Consider the following 26291-nt stretch of genomic DNA (forward strand, 5'->3'; position numbering starts at 1 on the left):
GGCTTCTCCTCCTCAGCGCAGCCGGCGCAGATAGGGGTCCTGCTGCCTGCTGGGCAGCAGGCGCACCCGCGCATCGAGCACGCTGACGCCGCCCGGTGACGCGAGTACGGGGTTGAAGTCGGCCTCGGCCAGCTGCGGCAGGTCGCTCGCCATCCGGGACAGCCGCAGCAGCAGCTGTTCGAGGGCTTCGAGGTCGGCGGGCCGCTCGCCGCTCGCCCCGAACAGCAGCGGGGCGCAGCGGGGGGCGGTGATCAGGTCGTGCACGTCGTGGTCGGTGAGCGGGGCCAGACGTGCCGCGTGGTCGGCGAGGATCTCGGTGGCGGTGCCGCCGAGTCCGAACAGGACGAGCGGTCCGAAGACCTGGTCCTGGACGACGCCGGCGAACAGTTCGGTGCCGCGCGCGGCCAGGGGCTGTACGACCACGCCCGTCAGCCGGCCGGCGAACCGGGTCTCCAGGTCGCGGAACGCGGCCCGTACCTGCGAGTCGCCGCGCAGGTCGAGGTGGACGGCGTGTTCGACGCTCTTGTGCAGCAGCCCCGGCCAGTGTCCCTTCATGACCACCCGGCCGTCGGCGCCGCGCAGCCGGTCGGCGGCGAGGACGGCGTCGTCCTCGGTCTCCGCCCAGGCCCAGGGCGACAGCGGGATGCCGTAGCAGCCGAGGAGTTCGGCGCAGACGCGGGGATCGAGCCAGCCGCCGTCGGGGTGGGCGTCGAGGTAGGCCTCGACGACCGCGTGGGCGCGGGCGGTGTCGACGTCCGCCGGGGCGGGGACGGTGCCTGCGGGGCGGGCCAGCCAGGCCGCGCGGCGTGCCGCGTGGGCCAGCGCCCGCGCGGCGGCCTGGGGTTCGGCGTAGGCGGGGACGGCACCGCCGTCCGCGGTGGCCAGCAGCTCGACGGGCAGCGCCTGTTCGAGCCGTACCGCGGCGATCGGCTTGGCCCGTCGGCCGGGGGCTCGGGTGAGGGCCCGGACGAGGTCGTCGCCGGTCGCCGCGGCGACCGCCGTGGGGACGAGGGCGACGAGGACGGCGTCGACTCCGCCGTTGCGCATGATCCGCTCCACGCACTCCATGAGCTGTTCCTCGCCGACGGCGGCGGTGGCGTCGACGGGGTTGCCCACGGCCGCGCCCTCGGGCAGGACGGCGAGCAGGTCGTCGACGAGCTGCGGGGTCGGCGCGGGCAGGATCAGCCCGGCCTCCGCGCAGGCGTCGGCGGCGAGCACACCGGCGCCGCCCGCGTTGGTGACGATGGCGACGCGGGGTCCGGCGGGCAGCGGCTGGGCGTGCATGAGGGCGGCGGCCTCCAGGAGTTCGCCGACCGAGCGGGTGGCGGTGATGCCGGCCTGGGTGAACAGCGCGCCTCGGGTCATGGTGCGGGTGGCGGCGGCCGCGGTGTGCGAGGCGGCCGCGCGGCGGCCCGCGTCGGTGCGTCCGGCGTCGACGGTCAGCACCGGCATCCGGCGGGTCACCCGCCGGGCGGTGCGGGAGAAGGCGCGGGGGTTGCCGAAGGACTCCAGGTGGAGCAGGGCGAGGTCGGTGCGGCCGTCGCTCTCCCACCACTGGAGCAGGTCGTTGCCGCTGACGTCGAACTTGTCGCCGAGCGAGACGAAGGAGGAGACACCGATGCCGAGCCGGGACATGCCGTCGAGGAGGGCGATGCCCACTCCCCCGGCCTGCACGGCGACGCCCGCGGTGCCGGGGCGCGGGTGGCCGGCGGCGAAGGTGGCGTCCAGGCGCAGTTCCGGGTCGGTGTTGGTCACGCCGAGGCAGTTGGGGCCGACGAGGCGCATGCCGTAGGTGCGGCAGGCGGTCAGCAGCGCGGCCGCCTGGTCGGCGTCGAGGCCCGCGGTGACGACGAGGAGGGTGCGTACGCCCGCCTTGCCGCACTCCTCGGCGGTCTCGGCCACCGCGGTCGCCGGTACGGCGAGGACCGCGAGGTCGGGTGTCCTGGGCAGGGCGGCGACGGAGGGGTAGGAGGGGACGCCGAGGATGGAGGTGGCGGCGGGGTTGACGGCGAACAGGCGCCGGGTGAAGCCGCCGGAGTGCAGGTGGTGCAGGATGGCGCGGCCCACGGAGCCCGGTTTGCGGCCGGCGCCGACGACGGCCACCGCGTCCGGGCGCAGCAGGGGCTGGAGGCTGGCGACGTCGGCGGCCCTGCCCCGCTCCTCCACGGCCGTGAGGTAGCTCTCGCTCTCGTCGAGCTCGATGGTGCAGCGCACCTCGGGGCCGTCGAAGTGGCGGGCGGTGTGCAGACCGAGGTCGGCGAAGAGCCGCAGGATCTCGTGGTTCTCGCACAGGGCGTCGGCCTTGAAGGCCGTGATGCCCTCGGCGCGGGCGGCCGAGACCAGGTGCTCGGTCAGCAGGGTACCGACGCCCCGGTGGTGCAGGGTGTCGGCGACCGCGATGGAGATCTCCGCCTCCTGGCCGGCGCCGGAGGTGTCGTACTCGGCGAGGCCGATGACGCGGCCCTGGGTCTCGGCCACCAGGGCCCGGTATCCGGGGTGGGACGTGGCGCAGGCCCGGTCGGCGGCCATCTCGCCGGAGCGCCGGCTGATGGCGAAGAACCGCAGCCTGAGGTTCTCCGGGGACATCTCCTCGTAGAAACCCCGCAGCTGCTCGTGGTCGCCGGGCCGTACCTCGCGGATGCACACGGTGGTGCCGTCCGCGAGCAGGGCGTGGACCTGGGGCCTGCTGAGAGCGTCGTGCGACATCGCGGATCCCTTCCACGTCTGTTGACACTTCGAGGGTCCAGCGGAACGGGCCGCGCTCCCATGGGCTGTCCGGGGGCGGATCGAGGGCCGGTCGGCCCCCGATCCGGGCCCTGTCAGGCGTTCCAGCCCCAGTCGGCGACCTCGGGCAGATCGGTGCCGTGCTCACGGATCCACGCCTGGTGGCGAGTGCGGGCGTCTGCCATCTGCTGGCGTACGGCGGCGGCGCGCACGGCGAGTCCGGGGACGCGGTCGATGACGTCCATGACCAGCCGGTAGCGGTCGAGGTCGTTGCGGACGACCATGTCGAACGGCGTGGTCGTGGTGCCGGACTCCTTGTAGCCGCGCACGTGCAGGTTCTTGTGCCCGGTGCGGCGGTAGGCGAGCCGGTGGATCAGCCACGGGTAGCCGTGGTAGGCGAAGATCACCGGCTTGTCCTTGGTGAACAGGCCGTCGTACTCGAAGTCGCTCATGCCGTGCGGATGCTCCTCGCGGGGCATCAGGCGGGCCATGTCGACGACGTTGACCACGCGGACGGCGAGGTCGGGCAGGTTGCGGCGCAGCAGCTGGGCGGCCGCCAGGACCTCCTGAGTGGGCACGTCGCCGGCGCAGGCCAGGACGACGTCCGGCTCGCCGCCGTTCTCGGTGCCGGCCCAGTCCCAGATGCCGGCGCCGCGGGCGCAGTGGGCGCGGGCGGCGTCCATGGAGAGCCAGTCGAAGCAGGGCTGCTTGCCGGCCACGATCACGTTGACGTAGTCCTTGCTGCGCAGCGCGTGGTCGGCCACCGAGAGCAGGGTGTTGGCGTCCGGCGGCAGATAGACGCGGACGACCTCGGGGCTCTTGTTCAGGACGTGGTCGACGAAGCCGGGGTCCTGGTGGGAGAAGCCGTTGTGGTCCTGGCGCCACACGTGCGAGGTGAGCAGGTAGTTGAGGGAGGCGATGGGTGCCCGCCAGGGCAGCTCCCTGGATGTCTTCAGCCACTTGATGTGCTGGTTGACCATGGAGTCGACGATGTGCACGAACGCCTCGTAGGAGGAGAACAGTCCGTGCCGGCCGGTCAGCAGATAGCCCTCCAGCCAGCCCTGGCAGGTGTGTTCGGAGAGGATCTCCAGCACCCGGCCGTGCCGGTCGAGGTGTTCGTCGACCGGGAGCACGATCGCCTGCCAGGCCTTGCCGCTGGCGTCGAAGACGGCCTGCAGCCGGTTGGAGGCCGTCTCGTCGGGGCCGACGAGACGGAAGTCGCGGCGGTGCGAGGTGTCCTTCATGATCTCCTGCAGGAGGTCGCCGAGGATCCGGGTCGGCTCGTGCAGGGTGGTGCCGGGCTTGTCGACCGGTACGGCGAAGCGGTCCAGGGAGGGGACGGGCAGCTCGCGCAGGAGGACGCCGCCGTTGGCGTGCGGGGTGGCGCCCAGCCGGCGGTCGCCGTCGGGGACGCAGGCGAGGACGTCGGCGACGGGCCGGCCGTCGGCGTCGAAGAGGCTCTCGGGGTGGTAGGAGCGCAGCCAGGTCTCCAACTGCCGCAGGTGATCGGGGTTTTCCCGGACGCCGGCCAGCGGGACCTGGTGGGCGCGCCAGGTGCCCTCCACCGGCAGGCCGTCGACCTCGGCGGGGCCGGTCCAGCCCTTGGGGGTGCGCAGCACGATGACGGGCCAGCGCGGGCGTTCGGTGACCCCGCCCTCGCGGGCCGAGTTCTGCAGCAGGGCGATGCGGTCCAGTGCCTCGTCGAGGGCCTTCGCCATGGCGCGGTGGACGGTGATGGGGTCGTCGCCGGTGACGTGGAGGGGAGCGTGGCCGTAGCCGCGCAGCAGTTCGTCCAGTTCGTGCTCCGGCAGGCGCGCCAGCACGGTCGGATTGGCGATCTTGTAGCCGTTGAGGTGCAGGATCGGCAGGACGGCGCCGTCGCGCACCGGGTCGAGGAACTTGTTGGAGTGCCAGGAGGCTGCCAGCGGGCCGGTCTCCGCCTCGCCGTCGCCGATCACGCAGGTGACCACCAGGTCCGGGTTGTCGAAGGCTGCGCCGTAGGCGTGCGAGAGGGAGTACCCGAGCTCACCGCCCTCGTGGATGGAGCCCGGCGTCTCCGGCGCGACATGGCTGGGCACCCCGCCGGGGAAGGAGAACTGCCGGAACAGCCGCTCCATGCCGTCCCCGTCGCGGGTGACGTCCGGGTACGTCTCGCTGTAGGTGCCCTCCAGCCAGGAGTTGGCCAGGACGGAGGGGCCGCCGTGGCCGGGGCCCCAGATGCACAGGGCGTCCAGATCGCGGGCCCTGATGACGCGGTTGAGGTGGGTGTAGACGAGGTTCAGGCCGGGCGAGGTGCCCCAGTGGCCGAGCAGCCGCGGCTTGATGTGCTCGGGCCGCAGGGGCTCGCGCAGCAGGGGGTTGGCCATCAGGTAGATCTGTCCGGCGGCCAGGTAGTTGGCGGCCCGCCAGTGGGCGTCCAGGGTGCGCACCTCGTCGTCGGTCAGTACGGTGGCGTCCTGGTGTTCGACCTTGGGCATGAGTGACTCCACAAGTCATCGAGGGGAAGAGGCGGCATGGCCGGCAAGAAGGCGGAAAAGCTGCCGCGCAAGGCGTACGAGAAGGAACTGCTGCGCCAGCAGACGGAATTGGTGAAGCTGCAGGAGTGGGTCCGGGCGCAGGGCGCGCGTCTGGTCGTCGTCTTCGAGGGCCGGGACGCGGCGGGCAAGGGCGGGACGATCAAGCGCGTGGCCGAGCACCTCAATCCCCGTGTGGCGCGGATCGCGGCACTGCCCAAGCCGACGGAGCGCGAGCGCACCCAGTGGTACTTCCAGCGGTACGTCGAGCATCTGCCGGCCGCCGGGGAGATCGTGCTGTTCGACCGGTCCTGGTACAACCGGGCCGGCGTCGAGCACGTGATGAGTTTCTGCACCAAGGAGGAGTACCAGCTCTTCCTGCGCCAATGCCCCATCTTCGAGCGGATGCTGGTCGAGGACGGGATCCTGCTGCGCAAGTACTGGTTCTCGGTCAGCGACCGGGAGCAGCAGGAACGCTTCCGGCGCCGGCTGGAGGACCCGCTGCGGCGCTGGAAGCTGTCGCCCATGGACCTGGAATCGATCACCCGTTGGGAGGCCTACTCCCGGGCCAAGGACGAGATGCTGGTGCACACCGACATCACCGAGGCGCCGTGGTACGTGGTCGAGAGCGACGACAAGCGGCGCGCCCGGCTGAACATGATCGCCCATCTGCTGGGCTCGCTGCCGTACCACGAGGTGCCGCCGGCGGTGCTGAAGCTGCCCGCCCGCCCGGCGTCGACCGGATATGTGCGCCCGCCGCGCGACCTGCAGAACTACGTCCCGGATCACGCGGCGGGCCTGTAAGGCACTCACGCCGGCTGTGGTACGACGGCGACCGGGCAGGCGGAGTGGTGCAGTGCCGCGTGCGCGACGCGGCCGAGCTGGAGCCCGAGGTGTCCTTCCCGGCGCCGGGCGCCGACGACGAGCAGGTCGGCGTGGTGGGAGAGGTCCACCAGCACCCGGCGGGCGTTGCCCTCGACGGTGCGGCGGCGCACGTCGACGTCCTCCGGGGCGTCCCGCAGTGCCTCCTCCAGGGCCTCGACGGCCCGCTCCTCGTGCAGCCGGGCGGGTTCGCCGGCCATCAACGGGTGGTCGGTGGTCTCGTGCGCCGGGCACCGCCAGGCCCGTACGGCCTCCACGGGCACCCCGCGGCGCCGGGCCTCGTCGTAGGCGAAGCGCACGGCGGCCGAGTCCTTGCCGTCCTCACCGACGCCCACCAGGACGCGCCCGTGGGTCGCGGGCTGGGCGCGGTTGTCGTGGCTGCCGCGCAGCACGATCACCGGGCAGTCGGCGTGGGCTGCGACGGCGAGGCTGACGGAGCCGAGGAGCATCTCGGCGATGCCGCTGCGGCCGCGGGTGCCGACCACCAGCGCGGTGGCGTTGCGCCCCTCGCGGACCAGGGCGTACTCCGGCTCCTCGGGCAGCACCTCGCCGGTGACCGGGAGCCCGGGGTGCCGGCGCAGCGCGCGTTCGACGGCGTTGCCGACGACGTCCTCGGCCATGACCTCGTCGGACGGCTTGCCGAGGTCCTCGGCGAGCGCGTGGCCCTCGTAGCGTTCCCACAGCGAGGCGTACACCACCCGGAGCGGCACTCCGCGCAGCGCTGCCTCGTCGGCCGCCCAGTCCACGGCGCGCAGACTGGGTTCGGAGCCGTCGGCCCCCACGACCAGGGGCAGTTCCATGGTGCTCACCTTCCCGTGCCGAGATCGAACACGATGCGCGCCTTGACCTGGCCGCGCAGGACCTCGTCGATCGATTCGTTCACGCTCTGCAGGGGCCGGGTCTCGTAGATGACCTTGGTGCGGCCGTCCGCGTGCAGCCGGAAGACCTCGGCGAGGTCCTGCCGGGTGCCGACGATGGAGCCGATCACCGAGGTGCCGTTGAGGACGGTGTCGAAGATCGGCACCTGGATGGTGCCGTGGGCCGGCAAGGCCACCATGACGAGCTTTCCGCCGCGCCGCAACCCCGCGTTGACGGCCTCGAAGGCGGCCGGGTTCACCGCGAGTGCGATCGCGGCATGGGCGCCGCCGTGCCGCTTGAGGACCGCGCCGACGTCCTCCTTGCGGGCGTCGATGACGATGTCCGCGCCGAGTTCGGCGGCCAGTTCGAGCTTGTCGTCGGTGACGTCGATCGCGGCGACGGTGGCGCCGGCGATCTTCGCGTACTGCACGGCCAGATGGCCGAGCCCGCCGACGCCGGAGACGGCGACGAGCTGGGCGGGCCGCACGTCGGCGACCTTGAGCGCCTTGTAGGTGGTGACGCCGGCGCAGGTCAGCGGGGCGGCCTCCAGGGCGCTGACCCCCTCGGGCACGGGCTGCGCGTAGTCGGCCCAGGCCAGCATCTTCTCGGCGTACCCGCCGTCGCAGCCATAGCCGGTGTTGATCTGCTGCTCGCACAGCGTCTCCCAGCCGGACAGGCAGTGCTCGCACCGCCCGCACGCCCGCCCGAGCCACGGCACGGCGACCCGCTGGCCGACGCTCAGGTGGGTGACGCCGTCGCCGATTTCCTCGACGAGGCCGACGCCCTCGTGGCCGGGCACGAACGGCGGGTTCGGCTTGACCGGCCAGTCGCCGTGGGCGGCGTGGATGTCGGTGTGGCACAGGCCGGAGGCCTCCAGCCGGATGCGGACCTGGCCGGGGCCGGGCTCGGGGTCGGGGCGTTCCTCGATGACCAGGGGTTCACCGAACGCTCGGACGACCGCTGCCTTCATGGTTGTTGCTCCTCGGGGTGTCGGGGGGGACGTCAGTCGTGGGCGACGACGGCGACGGGGGCCTTGGCGTGGTGCAGGACGGCGTGGGCGACGGGGCCGATGTGCGGGCCCAGCGGGCTGCGGCGGGTGCGTCGGCCGACGACGACCAGGGAGGCGTCGGCGGAGCCGTCGATCAGGAAGGTGGCGGCGCTGCCCGCCCGGGACTCCTCGACGACCTCGACGTCCGGGTACTTCAGCCGCCACGGGCGCAGGGCCGCGGCCAGGGCGGTGGCCTGCTGGCGGCCGACCTCCCGGTCGAAGTCCGGGTCCACGGACAGGCCGTAGGTGTAGTAGGGCGGCAGGTTCCAGCCCGCCACGACCCGCAGGCCGGTGGAGCGGCGGGCGGCAGCGTCGAAGGCGAACTCGATGACGGAGTCGTCGGCGTGGGCGGGGTCGAGGCCGAGCAGGACGGGCAGGTAGGGGGTCGCGGCGGACGGAATGCCCACCGGGTCCGCCCGGTGCTCGTCGGCGGCCTGCTCCCCGGCACGGACCAGCACGACCGGCCGGGCGGCGTGCGCGACGACGGCGAGGCCGACGGAGCCGACCAGGAAGCCGCCGATGCCGCTCAGTCCGCGGGAGCCGAGCACGAGCAGTTCGGCCTCCTCGGCGGCCTTCGCCAGGATCTCGGCGGGCTGGCCGGTGGAGTGCTCGATGGTGACCTCGAGGCCGGGGTGGCGCAGCCGGAGGCCTTCGGCGGCCTCCCGCGGGATGCGCTCGGTCCAGTGCTGCTGGGTCTCGGCACCGAGCAGGGGGGCCTGGGCCATCGGAGCGGGCACGGGCTCCCAGATGTGCGCGATCTTCAGGGGAAGACCACGCAGCTTCGCCTCGCGCGCCGCCCACTCGGCCGCGGCGCGGCTTTCGGGTGAGCCGTCGAGACCTGCGACAACGGTGCGGACCATGATGCTGCCTCCTGATCGGGTATCTGTGTCCAGCGTCGGGCCGGGAGGCGGCCCGGCTGCAGGGGCCGCTTTTCCTCAACCGGGACCGACCGGCCCAACGGCCATGCGGAACGGCGGGTCCCGTGAGTCCGGGATCCGCCGCCCCTCCCGCGCTCGGCGGGCCGGCTGTACGGGGGACGACCACGCGCCGGCAGCCCGCCGGTGGACGACCGCTCCGCCGGGGCGCACCGGCCGGCGCTCCCGTACGGCCGGGCACGGCGGCTGCCGTGCGCCGGCCGACCGAACCGGGGCCCGGATCGAGCCGATCGGCGGTGCCGGACGCCCGCGCCGTGTCGCCACGGCCCGGTGCCCGAGGGCGTCCACGTTCCCGACGCTGCTCCGGGCCGGTCCGCAGCGCACGGTGCCGATGGTCGGGGCGCGCGGGGCCGAACGGCTTTTCGCGCAGGTCCTGTCGGGCCTCGCGGGGCCGGGGCCCTTCCCCGCGGCGGGGCGAATGGCCGATTCTCGGTGGATGCTGAGGGAGTGTGACGACACAACGCCCATGTCGCGGGGCTGGAGCGGGCACGTACGCGCGTGGCGCCGCCTGACGCCCGGACTCGTGGCGCTGTCCCGGTACCGCCGTTCCTGGCTGCGCGGCGACCTGCTGGCGGGCCTGACGGTGGCCGCGTATCTCGTGCCGCAGGTGATGGCCTACGCGGGCGTGGCCGGTCTGCCGCCGGTCGCCGGGCTGTGGGCCATCCTGCCCGCGCTCGCCCTGTACGCGCTGCTGGGCTCCTCGAGGCTGCTGTCGGTGGGCCCGGAGTCGACGACGGCGCTGATGACGGCCACCGTGGTGGGTCCGCTCGCGGGCGGCGCCCCGGGCCGCTACGCCGAGCTGGCGGCCTGTCTCGCCCTCACCGTGGGCCTGCTGTGCGTGGCGGCCCGCGTCCTGCGTCTGGGTTTCGTCGCCGATCTGCTCTCCCGCCCGGTGCTGATCGGCTACCTCGCGGGCGTGGCCCTGATCATGATCATGGACCAGCTGCCCCGGCTGACCGGCGTGCCCACGACCGGTTCGGTGTTCTTCGCCCAACTGTGGTCGTTCGTACGGCACCTGGGGCAGGCGCACACGGCCACCGTGCTGTTCTCGGCGCTGACGATCGCGTTCCTGTTCACGGTGCCCCGGCTGTCCCGCGCGGTGCCCGGGCCGCTGCTGGCCGTCGCGCTGGGCACCTCGGCGGTGGCCGTGTTCGACCTCGACGACCGGTTCGGCATCAAGGTCATCGGCGCGGTGCCGTCGGGACTGCCCTCGTTCGCGCTGCCCGATCCGGCCGAGCTGCCGTCTCTGGTGCTGCCGGCGCTGGGCGTGCTGATCGTCGCCTACACGGACTTCGTGCTCACCGCCCGCGCCTTCCCCGGGCCCGACGACGACGCGCCCCCGCTCGACGCCGACCAGGAGTTCCTGGCGCTCGGCTCGACCAACATCGGCGCGAGCCTGCTGCACGGCTTCCCGGTCAGCAGCAGCGCCAGCCGGACCGCGCTCGCCGCCTCGGCGGGCGCCCGCAGCCAGGCGTACTCGCTGGTGGCGGGCGCGCTGGTGCTGTGCGTGCTGATGTTCCTGAGCCCCCTGCTGAGCCGTACCCCCGCGGCGGTGCTGGGCGCCCTCGTCGTCTACGCGGCCGTCCGCATGATCGATCTGGCGGGCTTCACCAGACTCGCCTCCTTCCGCCGCCGCGAACTGCTCCTGGCGCTCGGCTGCCTGGCCGGCGTGCTGACCCTGGACATCCTCTACGGCGTACTGGTCGCCGTCGGCCTGTCCGTGGCCGAGCTGCTCAGCCGGGTCGCGCGCCCGCACGACGCCGTCGAGGGGCTGGTGCCCGGGGTGGCCGGCATGCACGACGTGGACGACTACCCGCAGGCCCGCACGATCCCGGGCCTGCTCGTCTACCGCTACGACTCCCCGCTGTTCTTCGCGAACGCGCAGGACTTCCACCGCCGCGCCCTGGCCGCCGTGGACGAACAGATCCGGCCGGTGCGCTGGTTCGTGCTCAACACCGAGGCGAACGTGGAGGTGGACATCACCGCGCTGGACGCCGTCGACGCGCTGCGGCGCGAGCTGACGCGCCGCGGCGTCGTCTTCGCGCTGGCCCGGGTCAAGCAGGACCTCCTGGACGACCTGGAGGCGTACGGGCTGGCGGAGACGGTGGGCCGGGACCTGATCTTCCCCACCCTGCCGACCGCCGTGACCGCTTACCGCGAGTGGAGCCGCGAGCACTGATCGGCCGGGTGGCCCGCAGCTGGGGCCGGGTGGCCCATGGCCGCGGCAGGGGGCCGCCGAGACCCTGGAGGTGGCAGTTCCGTACGCCTGAGTGGAGGCACGCCATGAACGCTCCCGCAACGTCGAGCATGCCGCGGGCCCTGTCTCCCGAGTACCGGGAGCGGCTGATGCGGATGGCTCGCGAGGTGTCGTTTGCCGAGGGCGCCAGGCTCTTCGAGGAGGGTGGCCACGCCGACCGGTTCTGGATCATCCGTACCGGCACCGTCGATCTCGATCTGCGCGTGCCGGGCCGTCAGGCGGCCGTGATCGACTCCCTCGGCCACAACGAACTGCTCGGCTGGTCCTGGCTCTACCCGCCGCACACCTGGCATCTGGGCGCCGAGGCGGTCACCCCGCTGCGCGCCTACGAGTTCGACGCCGCGGACGTGCGGGCCGAGTGCAAGCGGGACGCGGAGTTCGGCCGGACCGTCGCCGAGTGGGTGGGCCAAATCGTGGCGCACCGGCTGCAGGCGGCCCGCACCCGGCTGCTGGACCTGTACGGCCCGTACGGCAGCGGAGGCATGCGATGACCACGCGCCAGGACCATGAGGACCGTACCGGCCGCGGAACCGACGGGCACGGCTCGCCGCGCCTCGTCGGGGACGTGATGACCAGTGCCGTCGCGGTGGTGGACGTCGGAGCGGCGTTCAAGGACATCGTGCGCACCATGCAGGAGCGCCGGGTGAGCGCTCTTCCGGTCGTGGACGGCACGGGAGCGGTCGTCGGGATCGTCTCCGAGGCCGACATGCTGCCCAAGGAGGAGTTCCGCGACAGCGACCCCGACCGCTACACCCAGTTGCGGCGGCTGTCCGACCTCCTCAAGGCCGGTTCGGTCACGGCCGGCGAACTGATGACCTCCCCCGCCCTCACCGTGGCCCCGGACGCGACACTCGCGCAGGCCGCGCGGGAGATGGCGCGGGCCCGGGTCAAGCGGCTGCCCGTCGTCGACGCGTCCGGGCGGCTGGTCGGCATCGTCAGCCGGGCCGATCTGCTGAAGGTCTTCCTGCGCGACGACGAGGAGATCGCCGAGGAGGTGCGCCGGGACGTGGTGACTTACCTCTTCCCCGCCTCCGCCTCGACCGTGCGCGTGGAGGTCCGCGACGGTGTGGTGACGCTCGGCGGCCACGTCGCCGACACCTCGCTGGTGCCGGTGGCCGCACGCATGGTGCGGTCGGTCGAGGGGGTCGTGGACGTGCGGTTCGCCCTCGACGGGCCGGACCCCGCCGGCTGATCAGCCGGTGGTGTGCCCCCAGCGGCCGTCGATCCGCTCCCATTCGGTGCCCCACGCCTCCGTGGCGCGCCGCTGCACGCGCAGCCGCACCAGCCGCCCGCCGACGAGGGCCAGCAGGCCCGCGGTCATTGCGGCCCCGGTGCCCGCCAGTACCGCGCGGGTCGTCGCCTCCGCGGGTCCCACGGGCTTGGACAGCAGATGGCCGTGGCCGTCCGTCCAGGCCCGCACCCTGCTGCCGGCCCTGATCGTGGGGGCGACCTCCATCGTGCCGGTCCGCTCGGTCCCGGCCCCGTCCCGCCAGCGTACGGTCGCCAGGGCCCGGTCATAGCGCACGCCGGTGACCGCGTCGGGGGCGCCGCCCGGCAGGATGCGGACCAGCACCGCGGAGACGGGCTCACGGCCCGCCCGGTCCCGCTCGGCCGCGCGCTCCGACAGCTGCGCGCCGAGGATCCCGGCGAGCGCCGCCAGGACCGCGGCGAGCGTCCAGGCGGCCAGGACGATCCAGGCCTCCAGCACGTCACTGCGCCGCCGCAGCGGATTGTCACGCCAGCGCCACCCCAGGACCTTGCCGGCTCTCACGTTCCGCATCGGTCACACCCCCTCAGGGCGCAATGGGACGGACACACCTAAAAGGTCTCACCTATCGATCTCGGACGGGAGAGGATTGCGGCTGCGCCCTCGGGGGAGCTTTGATGGGGAGTCATGGTTCGGTGGGGCCGGTCGGCCCTAGTGCCTCCGGCCCCGGCGAGTCATGATCTTCAGCACAGACGGCCCGCAGTCCGTCTCACATCAGGGGAACGAGAGGTCGACATGACCGAGGCACGCACCTTCACGGCGCAGGATCCCATCCGCGTCTTCCTGCTCGACGACCACGAGGTCGTCCGCCGCGGCCTCGCGGACCTGCTGGACGCCGAGCCGGACATCAGCGTGGTCGGTGACGCCGAGAACGTCGAGCACGCCCTGGTGCGCGCGCCCGCGGTCCGGCCGAACGTGGCCGTCCTGGACGTGCGGCTCCCCGACGGCGACGGCATCTCCGTCTGCCGTGAGCTGCGCAGCCGTATGCCGGAGTTGGCGGTGCTGATGCTGACCTCGTTTGACGACGAGGACGCCCTGCTGGACGCGATCATGGCAGGGGCGTCGGGGTACGTGCTCAAGCAGATCAAGGGCTCCGACCTGGTCTCGGCGGTCCGCACGGTCGCCTCGGGCCAGTCGATGCTCGACCCGGCGACCACGGCCCGGCTGATGCGGTCACTGCGCACCGAGCCGGCCGAGGCCCCCGAGGTCTCCCCCGAGCTGGCGAGCCTGTCCCCGCGCGAGCGGGAGATCCTCACTCTCATCGGGGACGGCCTGACCAACCGGGAGATCGGCAAGCAGCTGTACCTGTCGGAGAAGACCGTCAAGAACCACATCTCGCGGCTGCTGGCCAAGCTGGGCGTGCAGCGCCGGGTGCAGGCGGCGGTGCTCGCCTCGCATCTGGAGCAGCCCGAGCAGGGCGCGTCGCACACCCGCTGAACCGGGCGGGGCCGTACGGCGGGATTCGAGGCCTTACGGCCCCTGCCCCGAGGTCCCCGTCGGGACCACCCTGGACAGGGTCAACGACCCGTTCCACCGCCCTCGGTCATCGGGCGGGGAGGAGGCCCCCATGTCCACCGCGCTGCTCGACGTGGCGACCCTGGAGAAGCTGATCTCGGCTGCCGTGGCCGCCCCCTCCATCCACAACACCCAGCCCTGGCGGTTCCGGCTCGACCCGGACACGCTCACCCTGGAGATCCGCGCCGCGCAGGACCGCGGACTGCGCCACCTCGACCCCTCCGGGCGGGCCCTGCACGTGTCGGTCGGCTGCGCGCTGTTCAACCTGCGGCTGGCGGTGGCGCACTTCGGCTGGGCCCCGGTGACCCGGCTGCTGCCCCGGCCCGGCGAACCCGAACTCCTCGCCTCCGTCCGGCTGGGCGGCCCGGCCCGCTTCACGCCGCCGACCGAGCTCTACGAAGCGCTCTGGCACCGGCGCAGCAGCCGCTTCCCGTTCTCCGACCGGCCGCTGCCCACCGCCCTGCACCACGAGCTGGCGGAGGCCGCGCACGCGGAGGGCGCCCTGCTCAGCAGCCCGGAGACCGCCGAGACCGAGCGGCTGCTGCGGGTGACGCTGGAGGCGGAGCGCCGCAACAGGGCCGACGCCGACCGGGCCGCGGAGAGCCGCCGGTGGATCCGTGAGCCGGACGAGTCGGCGCTCGGCATTCCGCCGGCCGCCGTCGGCCCGCAGGACTACCGCGACCATGTCCCGATGCGGGACTTCGGGGCCCATCTCCACCCGTCGACACTGGCCGCCCGTGCCTTCGAGAAGCGGCCGACGCTCGCCGTGCTGTCGACCCCGCACGACCGGCGGGCTGACTGGCTGCGGGCCGGCCAGGCCCTGCAGCACGTACTGCTGGTGGCCACCCGGCACGGTGTGCGCGCCTCGCTGCTCCACCAGGCCCTGGAGTGGCCCGACCTGCGCGACCAGCTGATCCGGGACCCGGAGGACGGGCGCGTCCACGCCCAGATGGTGCTCCGCCTCGGCTACGGCCCACAGGGGCCCGCCTCGCCCCGGCGGACCGTGACGCAGACGCTGGACCAGGACACGTTCGCGACGCCCGGCCCGGCGGCCGGCGTATCCGGGTGAGCGGGCCCGCGCGCATCGGGTCGGGAAGTGGGTCCGGGTGACGCGGGAGGCGCCGGACGGCGTGGAGTGGGCGCACTTTGCGCAGCAGATGGCCGCCATGGCGCGGGATCTGCTGGCCCAGGACTCCGTCGGTGCCACGCTGGAGCGGATCACGGCCTCCGCCGTCGAGCTGGTGCAAGGGTGTGACGCCGCCGGCATCCTCGTCCTGCAGGGCAGGAAAGTGCAGACGTTGGCCCCCACCGATGATCTCGTGGTCGAGAGCGACCGGCTGCAGGAGCGGCTGGGCGAGGGGCCGTGCTTCGACACCGCCCGCAGCACGGTGCGCGAGCGGGTCCTGCGCATCGCCGATCTCACCGGGCAGCACCCGCGCTGGCCCGCCTTCGCCCCGCAGGCCTCCCGGCTCGGCGTGGGCAGCATGATGGGTTTCCTGCTGTTCACCGAGGACGAGGACTTCGGCGCGCTGAACCTGTACTCCCGCAAGCCCGGCATGTTCACCGGGGCCAGTGAGCTGGCGGGATGGCTGCTGGCCTCGCACGCGGCGGTCGCGTTCTCCAGCGCCCGCACACATGCCCAGCTGGAGCAGGCCATGGCCACCCGCCATGTGATCGGCGAGGCCATGGGCATCCTCATGGGCAGCCACCACCTCGGCGAGGACGAGGCCTTCGACGTGCTGCGCCGCTACTCGCAGGAGCGCAACGTCAAGCTGCGGGAGGTCGCCCGGATGATCTGCGAACAGGGCGGCATCGCCTGAATCCCGGCGGCGGCTTCCCTGGCTCGGTGTCAGAACCAGAGAAGCCTGGCCGGGCCGGCCCCCCGGGGGAGCGCGCCGCACCCGACGTGACCACCAAGTCCCCTGTGTCGCCGCCTCCACACACCTCACGTGCGGATCGCCGATCAGGCGGCCGCGAACATGTCGACCAGGCCCCGCGGGGTGTCGTCCCCGAAGAGGAGTCCGTGCAGGTGGGCGCCATCGGTCGCGGCTTCGGCACTGCGCGGGAAGAGTGCCTGCTCGTACGCGGTGAGGGCGGCCTCGACGTCGTCGGGGCGGGCGGCGAGCGCCTGGCCGAGTTCGGCGCCGTCGTACATGGCCAGGTTGGCTCCCTCACCGTTCGGGGGCGAGAGGTGGGCGGCGTCGCCGAGCAGGGTCACGCCCGGTACCCGGTCCCACCTGTGCCCGGCCGGCAGCGCGTGCAGGGGGCGCAGGACCGGCGCGGTGTCGGTGTCGGTGATCAGCGCGGTGAGCTCCGGTGCCCAGCCCTCGAACTCCGCCGCGACGCGGGCGGTGGCCGCCGCGCGGTCGGTGAGGTCGACGGCGGCGAACCACTCCTGCGGCCGGGCGAGCGCCACATAGGCGTGGAGGGTTCCGCCGCTCTCGCGGTGGGCCTGGATGCCCTTCCCGGGGGCGAGCGCGAAGAGCGATCCGCCGCCGACGGCCTTCGCGGCGGCGGGGTGCCGGGTGTCGGCGTCGAGGAGGTAGGTCTCGACGAACGACATGCCGGTGTACCGGGGCGTGGCGGTGGAGAGCAGGGGCCGGACGCGTGACCACGCGCCGTCCGCGCCGACCAGCAGGCTCGTGGCGACGCTGGTGCCGTCGGCGAAGGCCACCTCGTGCTGTCCCCCGCCGAGGGCGCGGACGCCGACGGCCTTGTGGCCCCAGCGGACGGTGCCGGCCGGGAGCGAGTCGAGCAGCATCCGCCGCAGTTCGCCGCGCTGCACCTCGGGGCGGCCGCCCGTGCCGTCGTCGGGCTGCTCGAACAGGACGGTGCCGTCCTGTTCGAGGACCCGCAGAGCCTGGCGGCCTTCCAGGACCAGGCCGCGGAACTCCTCGAACAGGCCCGCCGCGCCCAGCGCCGGCTGCCCGTTGTGGTCGTGGATGTCGAGCATGCCGCCCTGGGAGCGTGTCGTCGGTGAGCGCTCCGCCTCGTGGACCGTGGCCGGGATGCCGTGGACGTGCAGGACGCGGGCCAGGACGAGGCCGCCGAGCCCGGCGCCGATGATCGTGACGGGAGTGGTCATGGGGTTCCTTCCGGGAGGCCGCGCGTCACGCCGGGCGGACACCCGGCTCGCACACTGGAACGACGTTCCAGTCACCCCAGATTGGAACGCCGTTCCAGTCATTGTCAAGGTGGAACAGCGTTCCATGCGGCTAGACTGCCGCCATGGCAACCAGGACGCGCCGTGCGGACCGACGGCAGGAACCGCTCTCCCGGGAGCGCATCGTCGGCGCCGCCGTGGAACTGCTCGACGCGGTGGGCGAGAGCGGCCTGACCTTCCGCGCGCTGGCCGAACGCCTGGCCACCGGCCCCGGGGCGATCTACTGGCACGTCACGGGCAAGGCGGAACTCCTGGCCGCCGCCACCGATGCCGTGGTCGCCGACGCCCTCGCCGACGACGGCACCCCCGACGCCTCGCCGCAGGAAGTGATCCGGGCCCTCGCACTCGGACTGTTCGACGCGATCGACGCCCATCCGTGGGTCGGCACGCAGTTGACCCGCGCGCCCGGGCAGCCGCCGATGGTGTCGGTCTTCGAACGCCTCGGACGGCAGGTCGAGGCGCTCCAAGTGCCCGAGGCGGCCCGGTTCACCGCGGTGTCGGCGCTGCTCAACTACATCCTCGGCGTCGCCGGCCAGAACGCCGCCAACGCCCGCTCCCAACGGCCCGGCACGGACCGCGCCGACTTCCTGGATACGGTCGCGAGGGCATGGTCGGAACTGGACCCCGAGCGCTACGCCTTCACCCGCAGCATCTCCGACCGGCTCCGCGAGCACGACGACCGCGAGGAGTTCTCGGCCGGCATCGACCTGATCCTCACGGGAATCACGACGAACCTGCCGCCGAGCACGGACTGAGGTTCACCTCTTCGGGGCTCCCGGTGGGACCACCGCGACGGTGCACGGGGCGTGGTGCAGGAGGGCTCGGCCCAGTGAGCCGGTCAGGGTGTCCGTGAGGCCGGTGTGGGTGGGAACGCCCACGACGGCGAGCTGCGCGCCCGCGCTGGCTCCGACGACGACCGGGCGGTTGCGGCCCCGGATCCGCCGGTGGCGCACGACGACGTCGGGGTAGGTGCGCCGCAGCTCGGCCACCACCGCGGAACCGTCACGGCCGTGTCCGCGCGTGTGCAGGACGACCAGTTCCGCGGCCCGCTGGGCGGCCTCGGCGAAGGCGAACTCGGCCGCGGCGCGGGCCGCGGGCGAGGCGTCGTCGGACGCCAGGACGACGGGGCCGCTGCGGCCCGTCCTGCCGCGCACGACCAGCACCGGGCAGCGTCCCTGCGCGGTGAGCCGGCCGGCGACCGAGCCGAACGGCAGCCCGCCGAAGCGGCCTTGGCGGCGGCCGCCGACCACCGCCAGCGAGGCGGCCCGCGACTGGGACTCCAGCACCGTCCCGGGCTCGCCGACGGCCACCTCACTGGTGATCGGCAGCCGGGGTGAGACCCGCCGCGCGTGCCGTTCGGCCTCGGCGAGCGCTCCCCCGGCCGACGCGCGCAGGCCGGCGCCGTCCGGGTCCCAGGGCGGCACACCGGGCGCCACGGGATCGGAGGGCCACGCGACGGCGTGCGCCAACCGCAGGCCCACACCCCGCCGTTCGGCCTCCCAGGCGGCGGTCTCCACCGCGGCCAGGCTCGACGGCGACGCGCCCACCCCCACCACAACCGGTCCGTTCATGACGCCTCGTCTCCTCTCCGGCCGACCTCGACCGGTCGTCCCGGCCCCGCGGCCACGTCCCTTCGTGCCGCATCCAGCGTCCGCTCGTGGCCCGCTCCCGGCACTGGGCCGTACGGCTCCCGACGCAGCACCGACCGACCCGTTCGGCGCCCGTGACGGAGCCACTCGGCCCAAGTCCCGTACGGGCCGCCCCGGGAGACTGGGACACCGGGGAACATCCGGCGAGGAGGGCTGTCATGGCGGAACGCGCGGTCGGCAACAGTGTCGTGGTCGGGGTCGACGGGTCGGAGGCGTCGGTGGCGGCACTGCGCTGGGCGGCCCGGCAGGCGCGGGCCCTGCACGCCACCGTCGTCGCCGTGCACGCCTGGCAACGGCCCGGATTCGCCCCCTACGCTCCGGCCACGGCACGGCCGACGGCCGCCGAACAGCGCGACGGGGCGGCACGATTGCTCACCGCGACGCTCCGCGAGGTCTTCGGACCGCAGGACGACGACGCCGTACGAGCCGTCGTGGCCGAGGGGGCACCGGCCCGCGTCCTGGTCCAGCAGGCGCAGGACGCCGTACTGCTGGCGCTCGGGCGCACCCCGCACAGGGGGCACGACGAGCACACGGCGGGAGCGGTCGTGCGCGCCTGCCTGGAGCAGGCCACGGTCCCCGTCGTCACGGTGCCGGGCAACCGGCGGTCCGTCCCCGCGCCCGCCGCTGCCGGGACGACCGGCCACACCGTCGCCCCGGCCCCGCGCCACGGCGCCCGTTGGACGTGCACCGTCGCCGGCTGAGCGTGCCACCGTGACGCCCCCCTCAGGCTCTCGGCCGCCAAGTGGCCTCCCGCCGGGCGGAAGTTCTTCGACATGAAGAGGTCCATCGGCCGGGGAGGGGGACGGTCGGATCATGTGCGGGCGCCGACGACCGTTCCAGACTCGCAGTAGGAGATTCACGGGAGGGGTTGGTCATGGCATCGGTCACCTTCGAGAAGGCCACCCGCCGCTTCGCGGGCATGGAGCGCCCGGCGGTCAGCGACCTCGATCTGGACATCGCCGACGGGGAGTTCATGGTCCTGGTCGGGCCGTCCGGCTGCGGCAAGTCGACCAGCCTGCGCATGCTCGCCGGGCTCGAGGACGTCGACTCCGGAACGATCCGCATCGGCGAGCGGGATGTGACCCATCTGCCGCCCAAGGACCGCGACATCGCGATGGTGTTCCAGAACTACGCCCTGTACCCGCACATGACGACGGCCGACAACATGGGCTTCGCCCTGAAGATCGCACGCATGCCCAAGCCCCGGGTACGGGAACGGGTGCGGGAGGCCGCCGCCATCCTCGACCTGCAGGAGTACCTCGACCGCAAGCCGAAGTCGCTCTCCGGCGGCCAGCGGCAGCGCGTCGCCATGGGGCGGGCCATCGTGCGCGAGCCGCGGGTGTTCCTGATGGACGAGCCGCTGTCCAACCTGGACGCCAAGCTGCGGGTGCAGACCCGCACCCAGATCGCCGTGCTGCAGCGCCGTCTGGGCACCACAACGGTGTACGTCACCCACGACCAGGTCGAGGCCATGACCATGGGCGACCGGCTGGCCGTCCTCAAGGACGGGGTGCTGCAACAGGTGGGCACGCCCAAGGAGGTCTTCGAGCGGCCTGCCAACACGTTCGTCGGCGGCTTCATCGGCTCGCCCGCGATGAACCTGTTCCGGCTGCCGCTGACGTCGGACGGTGTACGGCTGGACGGGCTGACCGTGCCGCTGTCCCGTGACGTCCTGCGGTCCGCGTCCGCGGAGGAGGCCACCGAGATCACGCTCGGCGTCCGGCCCGAGCGGTTCCGGATCCTCTCGCCGGAGGACGACAAGACCCCCGCGCTGGACCTCGTCGTCGACGCGGTCGAGGACACCGGCTCCGTCGCCTACCTGCACGCCACCGCACGCGTGGGCGGGGACAGCGCGCCGGTCGTCGTCCGGCTGCCCGGGCGCGCCACGCAGGGCAAGGGGGCCCGGGTCCGGGTCGTGGTGCGGGCGGACGCCGCGCACTGCTTCTCGGCCGCCACGGGACTGCGGCTCGACGAGGGCGCGGGGACGGCCCGGACCGAGCCGGTCACCGGTCCGCAGGACGCCGTGGCACAGGACGCGCGGGGGGCCACGGCGGCCTCGGCATGACGTCCCGGCCGGCGGGCCGTTCGGCCCTGTCCTGGCCCCCGTCAGGGGCGCAGGCTGGGAGGTGAGCGGAGGAACCCGTACGTCCGGGTGCCTGCTCCTCACCCCTCCGCCCGGGAGTGATCACGATGCAAGCCAAGCAGTGGACGGTACAGATCTTCATCAGTGAGGACGGCGACGAGACCCACGCGCGGGCCGTGCTCACCACCCGGGACACCGCGACGGTCACCGGCCGGGGCGTGGCCCGCAAGAACCCGGTCGACCGCCCGATCCCCGAGGTCGGCGACGAACTGGCCGCCAGCCGTGCGCTGGAGGACCTCGCCATCCGGCTGCACGACGTCGCCTCCGACGACATCCTCCAGCTGGCGGGGCCCGTGCTGCGGTGACGGTCGCGCACGATCGGCGGCCGCCGGCGGGGGTGTCCCCGGCCGACGGCCGCCGTTCCTGCGCGGTCACTGGAACGCCGCGTGCACCTCGTCCTCCGTGGCCTCGTGCGAGACGACGAGGATCTCGTCCCCGGCCCGAAGGGCCAGCGTGGGCGCCGGTACGACGGGGCCGCCGTCGCGGACGACCGCGGCGAGGACGGTGCTCGCCGGCAGCGTGATGTCCGCCAGCATGCGGCCGACCGCACGCGAGCGGGCCGTGATGGTGGTCTCGATGACGTTCACACCGGCCTTGCTCAGCCGCAGCAGGGCGACGGTGTCGGTGGCTCCGGCGGCCTCCTCGATGAGCGAGATGAGGGGCATGGCGGCGGGCACGGCGGCGTCGACGCCCCAGTTCCGGTCGAACAGCCAGGCGTTCTCGGTGTCGTTGACCCGGGCCACCACCCGCTCGACGCCGAACTGGCGCTTGGCGAGGAGGCTAATGACGAGGTTGTCCTCGTCCTCCCCGGTCGTCGCGACGACGAGGTCGGCCGAGTGCGCGCCGGCGCGTTCGAGGATCGAGGGTTCGCAGGCGTCCCCGGTCTCCAGCCGCACCGGCAGCCGGTCGTGGAGGGCGGCGATGCGGTCGTCGTCGCGGTCGACGACGGTGACCTGGTTGCCCGCGGCCGCCATCACCTGGGCGACCTGCCTGCCGAGCCGGCCGGCGCCGGCGACGATGACCTTCATGTGCCGAGCTCCTTGTCGAGGAAGCCGCGCAGCCGGGTCAGGGCCTCGGCGGCCACGGCGAAGGTGATCAGATCCTCCGGTTCGGCGGGGGTGCTGTGCGTCGGCAGGAACGAGCGCCCGCCGCGGGTCACCTCCACGAGCCGGATCTCGCCGTCGACCTCCAGCTCGCCCAGCCGCCGGCCGGTGAGGTGCGCGGGCAGTTGGGAGCGCAACAGCAGCGTTTCGCCGTTGCCGAAGCTGAGTTCGGGGGTGAGGTGGCGGTGCAGCAGCATCTGGTGGAGCCGGTCCGCCGTCCAGCGGACGCTCGCGATGGTGGGGATGCCCAGGTCGCGGTAGATGTCGGCGCGCCGTGGGTCGTAGATGCGGGCCAGGACGATCGGCACGCGGTAGGTCTCCTTGGCGGTACGGGCACTGACGATGTTGGTGTTGTCCCCGGAGGTGACCGCGACGAACGCGTCGGCGTGCTCGATGCCGGCCGCCTCCAGCAGGGTGCGGCTGAACCCGTTGCCGTGCAGGACCTGACCGGGGAAGCCGGCCGGCAGCAGGGCGCGGGTCTTCGGCTCGCGGTCGATGATCCGCACGTCGTGGCCCTCGTTGACCAGCCGGGTGGCGAGGGCGGAGCCGACCCGGCCGCAGCCCACGATGACGACCCTCATGGCTGTTTCCTCTCTGGCTGGTGCGGTGGTGTGCGGCGCACCCACGCCTTGCGGGCTTCCTCGGCGGCCAGCAGCAGCACCCCGAAGCCGGTGAGCACCGCCCAGTCGGTGGCCGAGATCGGCGCGGTGTTGAAGACGGCCTGCAGGGGCGGCGCGTAGCTGATGGCGGCCATCAGCGCGATTCCGAAGCAACCGGCGGCCAGCAGCCGCGGGTTGGAGAACAGGCCGACCCGGAAGACGCTCTCGCGGTCGGTGCGCACGGCCAGGGCGTTGAAGAACTGGCTGACGACGATGGCGGCCTGGGTCAGGGTGATGGCCTTGCGGTAGGCGGGTGTGTCCGTGGTGAAGTCGGCGAAGGGGATGCCGGCGGAGTGGATCTGCCAGAAGAAGACCGTGCACACGCCGATGGACTGCACGATGCCGAGGAAGAGGAAGCGGCGTACGAGCGCGGCGGAGAACAGCCGTTCGCGCCGGCCGCGGGGCGGGCGCTCCATGGTGTCGGGCTCGGGCGGCTCGGCGCCAAGGGCCAGGGCGGGCAGTACATCGGAGCCCAGGTCGATCGCCAGGATCTGCACGGCGCTCAGCGGGACCAGCGGGAAGCCGACGAAGGTGGCGGCCAGGATCGGGGTCAGCTCGGCGATGTTGTGGCTGAAGAGGTAGGTCAGGAACTTGCCGATGTTGCGGTAGACGGAGCGGCCGAGCTCGACGGCCGCGGTGATGGAGGCGAAGGAGTCGTCGAGGAGCACCATCACGGAGGCCTCGCGGGCTACGTCGGTGCCGCCGGCGCCCATGGAGACACCGATGTCGGCGTGTTTGAGCGCGGGGGCGTCGTTGGCGCCGTCGCCCGTCACCGCGACGACGTCGCCCCGCTTCTGGAAGGCGGCCACGACGCGCATCTTGTGCTCGGGGCTGACCCGGCACAGCAGCAGTTCTCCCGGAGCCGCGATCACCGCGTCGAGTTCCCCCGCGTCCATCTCGCCGAGCCGGGCTCCGGTCACCACGGTGGGGGCGGCCCCGGTGACGATGCCGACCCTGCGGGCGACGGCCTCCGCGGTGAGCGGGTGGTCGCCGGTGACCATGACGATGCGGATGCCGGCCCTGCGACAGGCCTCGACGGCGGCGGAGACCTCGGGCCGGGGCGGGTCGAACATGCCGACGAGGCCCAGCAGGGTCAGCCCGGACTCGGCCTCCGCGCTGTCGCCGGGCGCCGAGGTCACCGGGCGCAGGGCCGCGGCCAGGACGCGCAGTCCCTGGGCGGCCATGGTGTCGTTCGCCTCGGTGACGCGGGCGCGCAGCTCGTCGGTGAGGGGCCGGGAGACGCCGTCCAGCAGGAGGTGCGTGCAGTGGGCGAGGAGTTCCTGGGGCGCGCCCTTCGCGCACACCACGTCACCCTCGGGCGTGCGGTGGACGGTGCTCATCAGCTTGCGGACGGGATCGAAGGGGAACTCGGCGATCCGCGGCGCGGCGGCCCGCTCGGTGGCCGGGTCGAGTCCGGCCTTGGCCGCGGCGACGAGGATCGCGCCCTCCGTGGTGTCGCCGAGGACCCGCCAGTCGGCCTGCTCGTCCGGTGCCAGCAGCCGGGCGTCGGAGCACAGCACGCCGACGCGCAGCAGGTCCCGTACGGACTCCGGATCGATGACGGCGCCGACGGGGGCGTAGCCCACACCGGAGACCTCGTGCCATTCCCCGCCGCTCCACAACCGGGTGACGGTCATCTCGGCCTGGGTCAGGGTGCCGGTCTTGTCGGTGCAGATCACCGTGGTGGAGCCCAGCGCCTCCACCGCCAGCAGCTTCTTGACCAGGGCCTGGCGGCGAGCCATGCGGCGGACGCCGATGGCGAGGGACACCGACAGGGTGGCGGGCAGTCCCTCGGGGACCAGGGCGACCATCACGCCGAGGGCGAAGACGAACGTGGACACCAGCGGCTGCCCGCTCTGCAGGCGGACAGCGAGGACGAGCAGGCCGATGGCCACGGCCAATACGGCCACCCGGCGGGCCATGGAGGCCACCTGCTGCTGGAGCGGGGTCTGCTGCTGCGGTGCCTCCTGGGTGAGCCGGTAGATGCGGCCGAACTCGGTGTCGGCGCCGATGGCGAACACGACCGCCTTGCCCGATCCGGAGACCGCCGTGGTGCCCATGAACACGCAGTTGCGGGAGTCGAGGACGGTGGCGGCCGCCGTGGGCTCCTCCACCCGGCCGACGGCCACGCTCTCCCCGGTCAGCGAGGCGTTGTTGACCATGAGGCCGTGCCCCTCGACGACACGGCAGTCCGCCGGTACGGCGTCCCCCGCCTCCAGGACCACGAGGTCGCCGGGGACGAGCGCCGACGTGGGCAGTTCCAGGCGCTCGCCGTCGCGCAGCACCCGGCAGGTGTGCGGCACCATCGCCTGCAGCGACTGGGCGGTGCGCTCCGCCGAGTACTCCTGGACGAAGCCGATGACCGCGTTGAGCACCACCACGCCGAGGATCGCGAAGGCCAGCTGCAGGTTGCCCACATCGCGGGGGTCCTGCAGGGCGTAGGCGAGGAAGGTCAGCGCGGAGGCCACGATCAGCAGGATCGCGAACAGATCGGTGAACTGGGCGAGGAAGCGGCGCCACAGGCCGGTACGGCGCGGTTGCGGCAGTTCGTTGGGGCCGTACCGGATGCGCCGCCGCTCGGCCTCCGCCGCGGCCAGGCCCCGCCGTGAGGTGCCGAGCTGCGCGAGCACCTCGTCGGCCCGCTGCCGGGGCAGCGGGGGCCCGGATGCGCGGGGTGCGGGCACCGTGCCGCCCTCCGGGCCGGTGGCGAGCCGCTGAGCGACGCTGTCCTTGTCCACAGGAAGCCCTCCGGACTCCGAGACGACCTCTCCAGCTTCGACGCCCCGGCCAGCCCACTGCCATGGGTCATGTGACCCCCGGGTGGGGCCGGGTGGATCCGGGGCGCCTGGTCACGCCCGCTCGCAGCTGCGATCGGGGCCGGCTCACAACCTTGCGATTCCGCGCACTCGCCGAGCACGAGCGAGTCCGACCCGGGCCCAGGGCCTGGCCCGTCATGTCCGGTCGCCCAAGGCGCGGGCCGCCCAGCGGCGGCGGACCGCGTCCTCGTGCTCGCTCTGTTCCAGGGCGGCGTCCACGCGGGACAGGGCGTGTTCCAGGCGGGGGATCCAGTGGCGTTGCAGGGCTCGGACGCGCTGGCGGGTACGGAGGACCTCCGCGCCGATCTCGCGTGCCGCGGCGTGGGCGACGGCGTGGTCGGCGGCGGCCCTTACCGCCTCGGCGTAGGCGGCCTCGGCGTGGACCAGCGCGGTGTTCACGGGTGCGGGAGTGTCCGGTTCGCGTGGCGGCAGCGCGCAGGTGGCCGTCTCGGGGTGGCGCACGCCCATCGTGGAGGTCCGGACGACGTCGATCTCGGCGGGGTGCGGTGGCGCCGGGGTTTCCAGTGCCTGCTCGCCGGCCAGCAGCAGCCCGCGCCGCTGCCAGGTCTCGGCCTCCCGCAGCCGCTCGTGCCAGGCGTCGCGCGCGCTCTCCTCGGCGGCCAGCAGCGCCTCGTGGCGGGCGCGCAGGATGCGCAGCTTCTGGTCGAGCAGGTCGGCGCCGCGGCGGGCGACGTCCAGGCTGTGGCGCAATCTCATCCGGCCGGCCCGGCCGGGCGGGGTCCGCAGGTCCTTCACGGG

The 26291-nt window shown here is 73.5% G+C and carries 23 protein-coding genes; 11 read left to right on the forward strand and 12 right to left on the reverse strand.

Annotated elements, in window-relative coordinates; translation table 11 throughout:
- Positions 1-12 precede the first annotated feature (12 nt).
- Positions 13-2706 carry a bifunctional GNAT family N-acetyltransferase/acetate--CoA ligase family protein gene (locus FBY22_RS23765; RefSeq protein WP_142149123.1) on the reverse strand — a complete coding sequence of 898 codons (2694 nt, stop codon included), beginning with the start codon at positions 2704-2706 and terminating at the stop codon, positions 13-15.
- Between the two features lie 113 nt (positions 2707-2819).
- Positions 2820-5201: a phosphoketolase gene (locus tag FBY22_RS23770; protein WP_142149125.1), complete on the reverse strand. Its 2382-nt coding sequence runs from the start codon at positions 5199-5201 to the stop codon at positions 2820-2822.
- Positions 5202-5237: 36 nt separating this feature from the next.
- On the opposite strand from FBY22_RS23770, the gene ppk2 reads away from it, so the two are divergent.
- Positions 5238-6041, forward strand: a complete 804-nt coding sequence (gene ppk2 / locus FBY22_RS23775) for a polyphosphate kinase 2 (RefSeq protein WP_142149127.1) — start codon at positions 5238-5240, stop codon at positions 6039-6041.
- Between the two features lie 5 nt (positions 6042-6046).
- Here the strand turns inward: ppk2 and FBY22_RS23780 are convergent, their stop codons facing one another.
- From FBY22_RS23780 to FBY22_RS23790, 3 genes are read right to left on the reverse strand one after another with little or no spacing between them, the layout of a single operon-like run.
- The gene (locus FBY22_RS23780; RefSeq protein WP_142149129.1) at positions 6047-6919 is read right to left on the reverse strand and encodes a universal stress protein; all 873 of its coding nucleotides are present in this window, start codon (positions 6917-6919) and stop codon (positions 6047-6049) included.
- A gap of 5 nt (positions 6920-6924) precedes the next feature.
- Positions 6925-7947, reverse strand: coding sequence for an alcohol dehydrogenase AdhP (adhP, locus tag FBY22_RS23785; RefSeq protein WP_142149131.1), 1023 nt, complete (start codon positions 7945-7947; stop codon positions 6925-6927).
- A 32-nt stretch (positions 7948-7979) separates the two neighbouring features.
- Entirely contained in the window at positions 7980-8885 is a 906-nt protein-coding gene (locus FBY22_RS23790; RefSeq protein ID WP_142149133.1) for a universal stress protein, read from the reverse strand.
- Positions 8886-9426: 541 nt separating this feature from the next.
- On the opposite strand from FBY22_RS23790, the gene FBY22_RS23795 reads away from it, so the two are divergent.
- The 3 genes from FBY22_RS23795 to FBY22_RS23805 all read left to right on the forward strand — a co-directional run bounded on the left by FBY22_RS23795 (position 9427) and on the right by FBY22_RS23805 (position 12409).
- Entirely contained in the window at positions 9427-11139 is a 1713-nt protein-coding gene (locus tag FBY22_RS23795) for a SulP family inorganic anion transporter (protein ID WP_142149135.1), read from the forward strand.
- 104 nt (positions 11140-11243) lie between these two features.
- A complete protein-coding gene (locus FBY22_RS23800; RefSeq protein WP_142149137.1) occupies positions 11244-11708 on the forward strand; it encodes a Crp/Fnr family transcriptional regulator in 465 nt (154 codons plus the stop codon).
- The gene (locus tag FBY22_RS23805) at positions 11705-12409 is read left to right on the forward strand and encodes a CBS domain-containing protein (RefSeq protein ID WP_142149139.1); all 705 of its coding nucleotides are present in this window, start codon (positions 11705-11707) and stop codon (positions 12407-12409) included. Before FBY22_RS23800 ends, FBY22_RS23805 begins: the two co-directional genes overlap by 4 nt.
- Here FBY22_RS23805 and FBY22_RS23810 read toward each other — a convergent pair whose 3' ends face one another.
- Positions 12410-12997 (reverse strand): hypothetical protein, encoded by a 588-nt coding sequence (locus FBY22_RS23810; protein WP_142149141.1) that lies wholly within the window; start codon positions 12995-12997, stop codon positions 12410-12412.
- A gap of 222 nt (positions 12998-13219) precedes the next feature.
- Between FBY22_RS23810 and FBY22_RS23815 the strand changes: the two genes are divergently transcribed.
- The 3 genes from FBY22_RS23815 to FBY22_RS23825 all read left to right on the forward strand — a co-directional run bounded on the left by FBY22_RS23815 (position 13220) and on the right by FBY22_RS23825 (position 15819).
- Positions 13220-13921 (forward strand): response regulator transcription factor, encoded by a 702-nt coding sequence (locus FBY22_RS23815; protein ID WP_142149143.1) that lies wholly within the window; start codon positions 13220-13222, stop codon positions 13919-13921.
- Between the two features lie 130 nt (positions 13922-14051).
- The gene (locus FBY22_RS23820) at positions 14052-15068 is read left to right on the forward strand and encodes an Acg family FMN-binding oxidoreductase (protein ID WP_142149145.1); all 1017 of its coding nucleotides are present in this window, start codon (positions 14052-14054) and stop codon (positions 15066-15068) included.
- Positions 15069-15156: 88 nt separating this feature from the next.
- Positions 15157-15819, forward strand: a complete 663-nt coding sequence (locus FBY22_RS23825; RefSeq protein ID WP_142152478.1) for a GAF and ANTAR domain-containing protein — start codon at positions 15157-15159, stop codon at positions 15817-15819.
- A gap of 143 nt (positions 15820-15962) precedes the next feature.
- Here the strand turns inward: FBY22_RS23825 and FBY22_RS23830 are convergent, their stop codons facing one another.
- Positions 15963-17084 carry an NAD(P)/FAD-dependent oxidoreductase gene (locus FBY22_RS23830; RefSeq protein WP_142149147.1) on the reverse strand — a complete coding sequence of 374 codons (1122 nt, stop codon included), beginning with the start codon at positions 17082-17084 and terminating at the stop codon, positions 15963-15965.
- Between the two features lie 143 nt (positions 17085-17227).
- Between FBY22_RS23830 and FBY22_RS23835 the strand changes: the two genes are divergently transcribed.
- Positions 17228-17917, forward strand: coding sequence for a TetR/AcrR family transcriptional regulator (locus FBY22_RS23835; protein WP_142149149.1), 690 nt, complete (start codon positions 17228-17230; stop codon positions 17915-17917).
- A gap of 3 nt (positions 17918-17920) precedes the next feature.
- Here the strand turns inward: FBY22_RS23835 and FBY22_RS23840 are convergent, their stop codons facing one another.
- A complete protein-coding gene (locus FBY22_RS23840; protein WP_142149151.1) occupies positions 17921-18733 on the reverse strand; it encodes a universal stress protein in 813 nt (270 codons plus the stop codon).
- 236 nt (positions 18734-18969) lie between these two features.
- Here FBY22_RS23840 and FBY22_RS23845 point away from each other — a divergent pair, with 236 nt between their 5' ends.
- The 3 genes from FBY22_RS23845 (at position 18970) to FBY22_RS23855 (ending at position 21259) form a co-directional block, all read left to right on the forward strand.
- Entirely contained in the window at positions 18970-19512 is a 543-nt protein-coding gene (locus FBY22_RS23845; RefSeq protein ID WP_142149153.1) for a universal stress protein, read from the forward strand.
- A 173-nt stretch (positions 19513-19685) separates the two neighbouring features.
- The gene (locus FBY22_RS23850) at positions 19686-20876 is read left to right on the forward strand and encodes an ABC transporter ATP-binding protein (RefSeq protein ID WP_142149155.1); all 1191 of its coding nucleotides are present in this window, start codon (positions 19686-19688) and stop codon (positions 20874-20876) included.
- A 125-nt stretch (positions 20877-21001) separates the two neighbouring features.
- Positions 21002-21259, forward strand: a complete 258-nt coding sequence (locus FBY22_RS23855) for a DUF1876 domain-containing protein (RefSeq protein ID WP_174267250.1) — start codon at positions 21002-21004, stop codon at positions 21257-21259.
- A gap of 66 nt (positions 21260-21325) precedes the next feature.
- Here FBY22_RS23855 and FBY22_RS23860 read toward each other — a convergent pair whose 3' ends face one another.
- From FBY22_RS23860 to FBY22_RS23875, 4 genes are all read right to left on the reverse strand, one after another.
- Positions 21326-21982, reverse strand: coding sequence for a TrkA family potassium uptake protein (locus tag FBY22_RS23860; RefSeq protein ID WP_142149159.1), 657 nt, complete (start codon positions 21980-21982; stop codon positions 21326-21328).
- Entirely contained in the window at positions 21979-22638 is a 660-nt protein-coding gene (locus FBY22_RS23865) for a TrkA family potassium uptake protein (protein WP_142149161.1), read from the reverse strand. The genes FBY22_RS23860 and FBY22_RS23865 overlap by 4 nt, the downstream gene beginning before the upstream one ends.
- Positions 22635-25454, reverse strand: coding sequence for a cation-transporting P-type ATPase (locus FBY22_RS23870; RefSeq protein WP_260845088.1), 2820 nt, complete (start codon positions 25452-25454; stop codon positions 22635-22637). The genes FBY22_RS23865 and FBY22_RS23870 overlap by 4 nt, the downstream gene beginning before the upstream one ends.
- 213 nt (positions 25455-25667) lie before the next feature.
- A complete protein-coding gene (locus tag FBY22_RS23875) occupies positions 25668-26288 on the reverse strand; it encodes a V-type ATP synthase subunit D (protein ID WP_260845089.1) in 621 nt (206 codons plus the stop codon).
- Between the last annotated feature and the right edge of the window lie 3 nt (positions 26289-26291).

This window comes from Streptomyces sp. SLBN-31, assembly GCF_006715395.1.
In the GTDB taxonomy this organism is placed as follows: Bacteria; Actinomycetota; Actinomycetes; order Streptomycetales; family Streptomycetaceae; genus Streptomyces.

Coding starts and splice junctions, on each gene's coding strand:
- adhP (WP_142149131.1), bottom strand. CDS start 7,947: ATGAAGGCAGCGGTCGTCCGAGCGTTCGGTGAACCCCTGGTCATCGAG.
- FBY22_RS23815 (WP_142149143.1), top strand. CDS start 13,220: ATGACCGAGGCACGCACCTTCACGGCGCAGGATCCCATCCGCGTCTTC.
- FBY22_RS23825 (WP_142152478.1), top strand. CDS start 15,157: ATGGCCGCCATGGCGCGGGATCTGCTGGCCCAGGACTCCGTCGGTGCC.
- FBY22_RS23800 (WP_142149137.1), top strand. CDS start 11,244: ATGAACGCTCCCGCAACGTCGAGCATGCCGCGGGCCCTGTCTCCCGAG.
- FBY22_RS23780 (WP_142149129.1), bottom strand. CDS start 6,919: ATGGAACTGCCCCTGGTCGTGGGGGCCGACGGCTCCGAACCCAGTCTG.
- FBY22_RS23770 (WP_142149125.1), bottom strand. CDS start 5,201: ATGCCCAAGGTCGAACACCAGGACGCCACCGTACTGACCGACGACGAG.
- FBY22_RS23805 (WP_142149139.1), top strand. CDS start 11,705: ATGACCACGCGCCAGGACCATGAGGACCGTACCGGCCGCGGAACCGAC.
- FBY22_RS23830 (WP_142149147.1), bottom strand. CDS start 17,084: ATGACCACTCCCGTCACGATCATCGGCGCCGGGCTCGGCGGCCTCGTC.
- FBY22_RS23840 (WP_142149151.1), bottom strand. CDS start 18,733: ATGAACGGACCGGTTGTGGTGGGGGTGGGCGCGTCGCCGTCGAGCCTG.
- FBY22_RS23820 (WP_142149145.1), top strand. CDS start 14,052: ATGTCCACCGCGCTGCTCGACGTGGCGACCCTGGAGAAGCTGATCTCG.
- FBY22_RS23865 (WP_142149161.1), bottom strand. CDS start 22,638: ATGAGGGTCGTCATCGTGGGCTGCGGCCGGGTCGGCTCCGCCCTCGCC.
- FBY22_RS23765 (WP_142149123.1), bottom strand. CDS start 2,706: ATGTCGCACGACGCTCTCAGCAGGCCCCAGGTCCACGCCCTGCTCGCG.
- FBY22_RS23810 (WP_142149141.1), bottom strand. CDS start 12,997: ATGCGGAACGTGAGAGCCGGCAAGGTCCTGGGGTGGCGCTGGCGTGAC.
- ppk2 (WP_142149127.1), top strand. CDS start 5,238: ATGGCCGGCAAGAAGGCGGAAAAGCTGCCGCGCAAGGCGTACGAGAAG.
- FBY22_RS23850 (WP_142149155.1), top strand. CDS start 19,686: ATGGCATCGGTCACCTTCGAGAAGGCCACCCGCCGCTTCGCGGGCATG.
- FBY22_RS23855 (WP_174267250.1), top strand. CDS start 21,002: ATGCAAGCCAAGCAGTGGACGGTACAGATCTTCATCAGTGAGGACGGC.
- FBY22_RS23845 (WP_142149153.1), top strand. CDS start 18,970: ATGGCGGAACGCGCGGTCGGCAACAGTGTCGTGGTCGGGGTCGACGGG.
- FBY22_RS23835 (WP_142149149.1), top strand. CDS start 17,228: ATGGCAACCAGGACGCGCCGTGCGGACCGACGGCAGGAACCGCTCTCC.
- FBY22_RS23795 (WP_142149135.1), top strand. CDS start 9,427: ATGTCGCGGGGCTGGAGCGGGCACGTACGCGCGTGGCGCCGCCTGACG.
- FBY22_RS23860 (WP_142149159.1), bottom strand. CDS start 21,982: ATGAAGGTCATCGTCGCCGGCGCCGGCCGGCTCGGCAGGCAGGTCGCC.
- FBY22_RS23790 (WP_142149133.1), bottom strand. CDS start 8,885: ATGGTCCGCACCGTTGTCGCAGGTCTCGACGGCTCACCCGAAAGCCGC.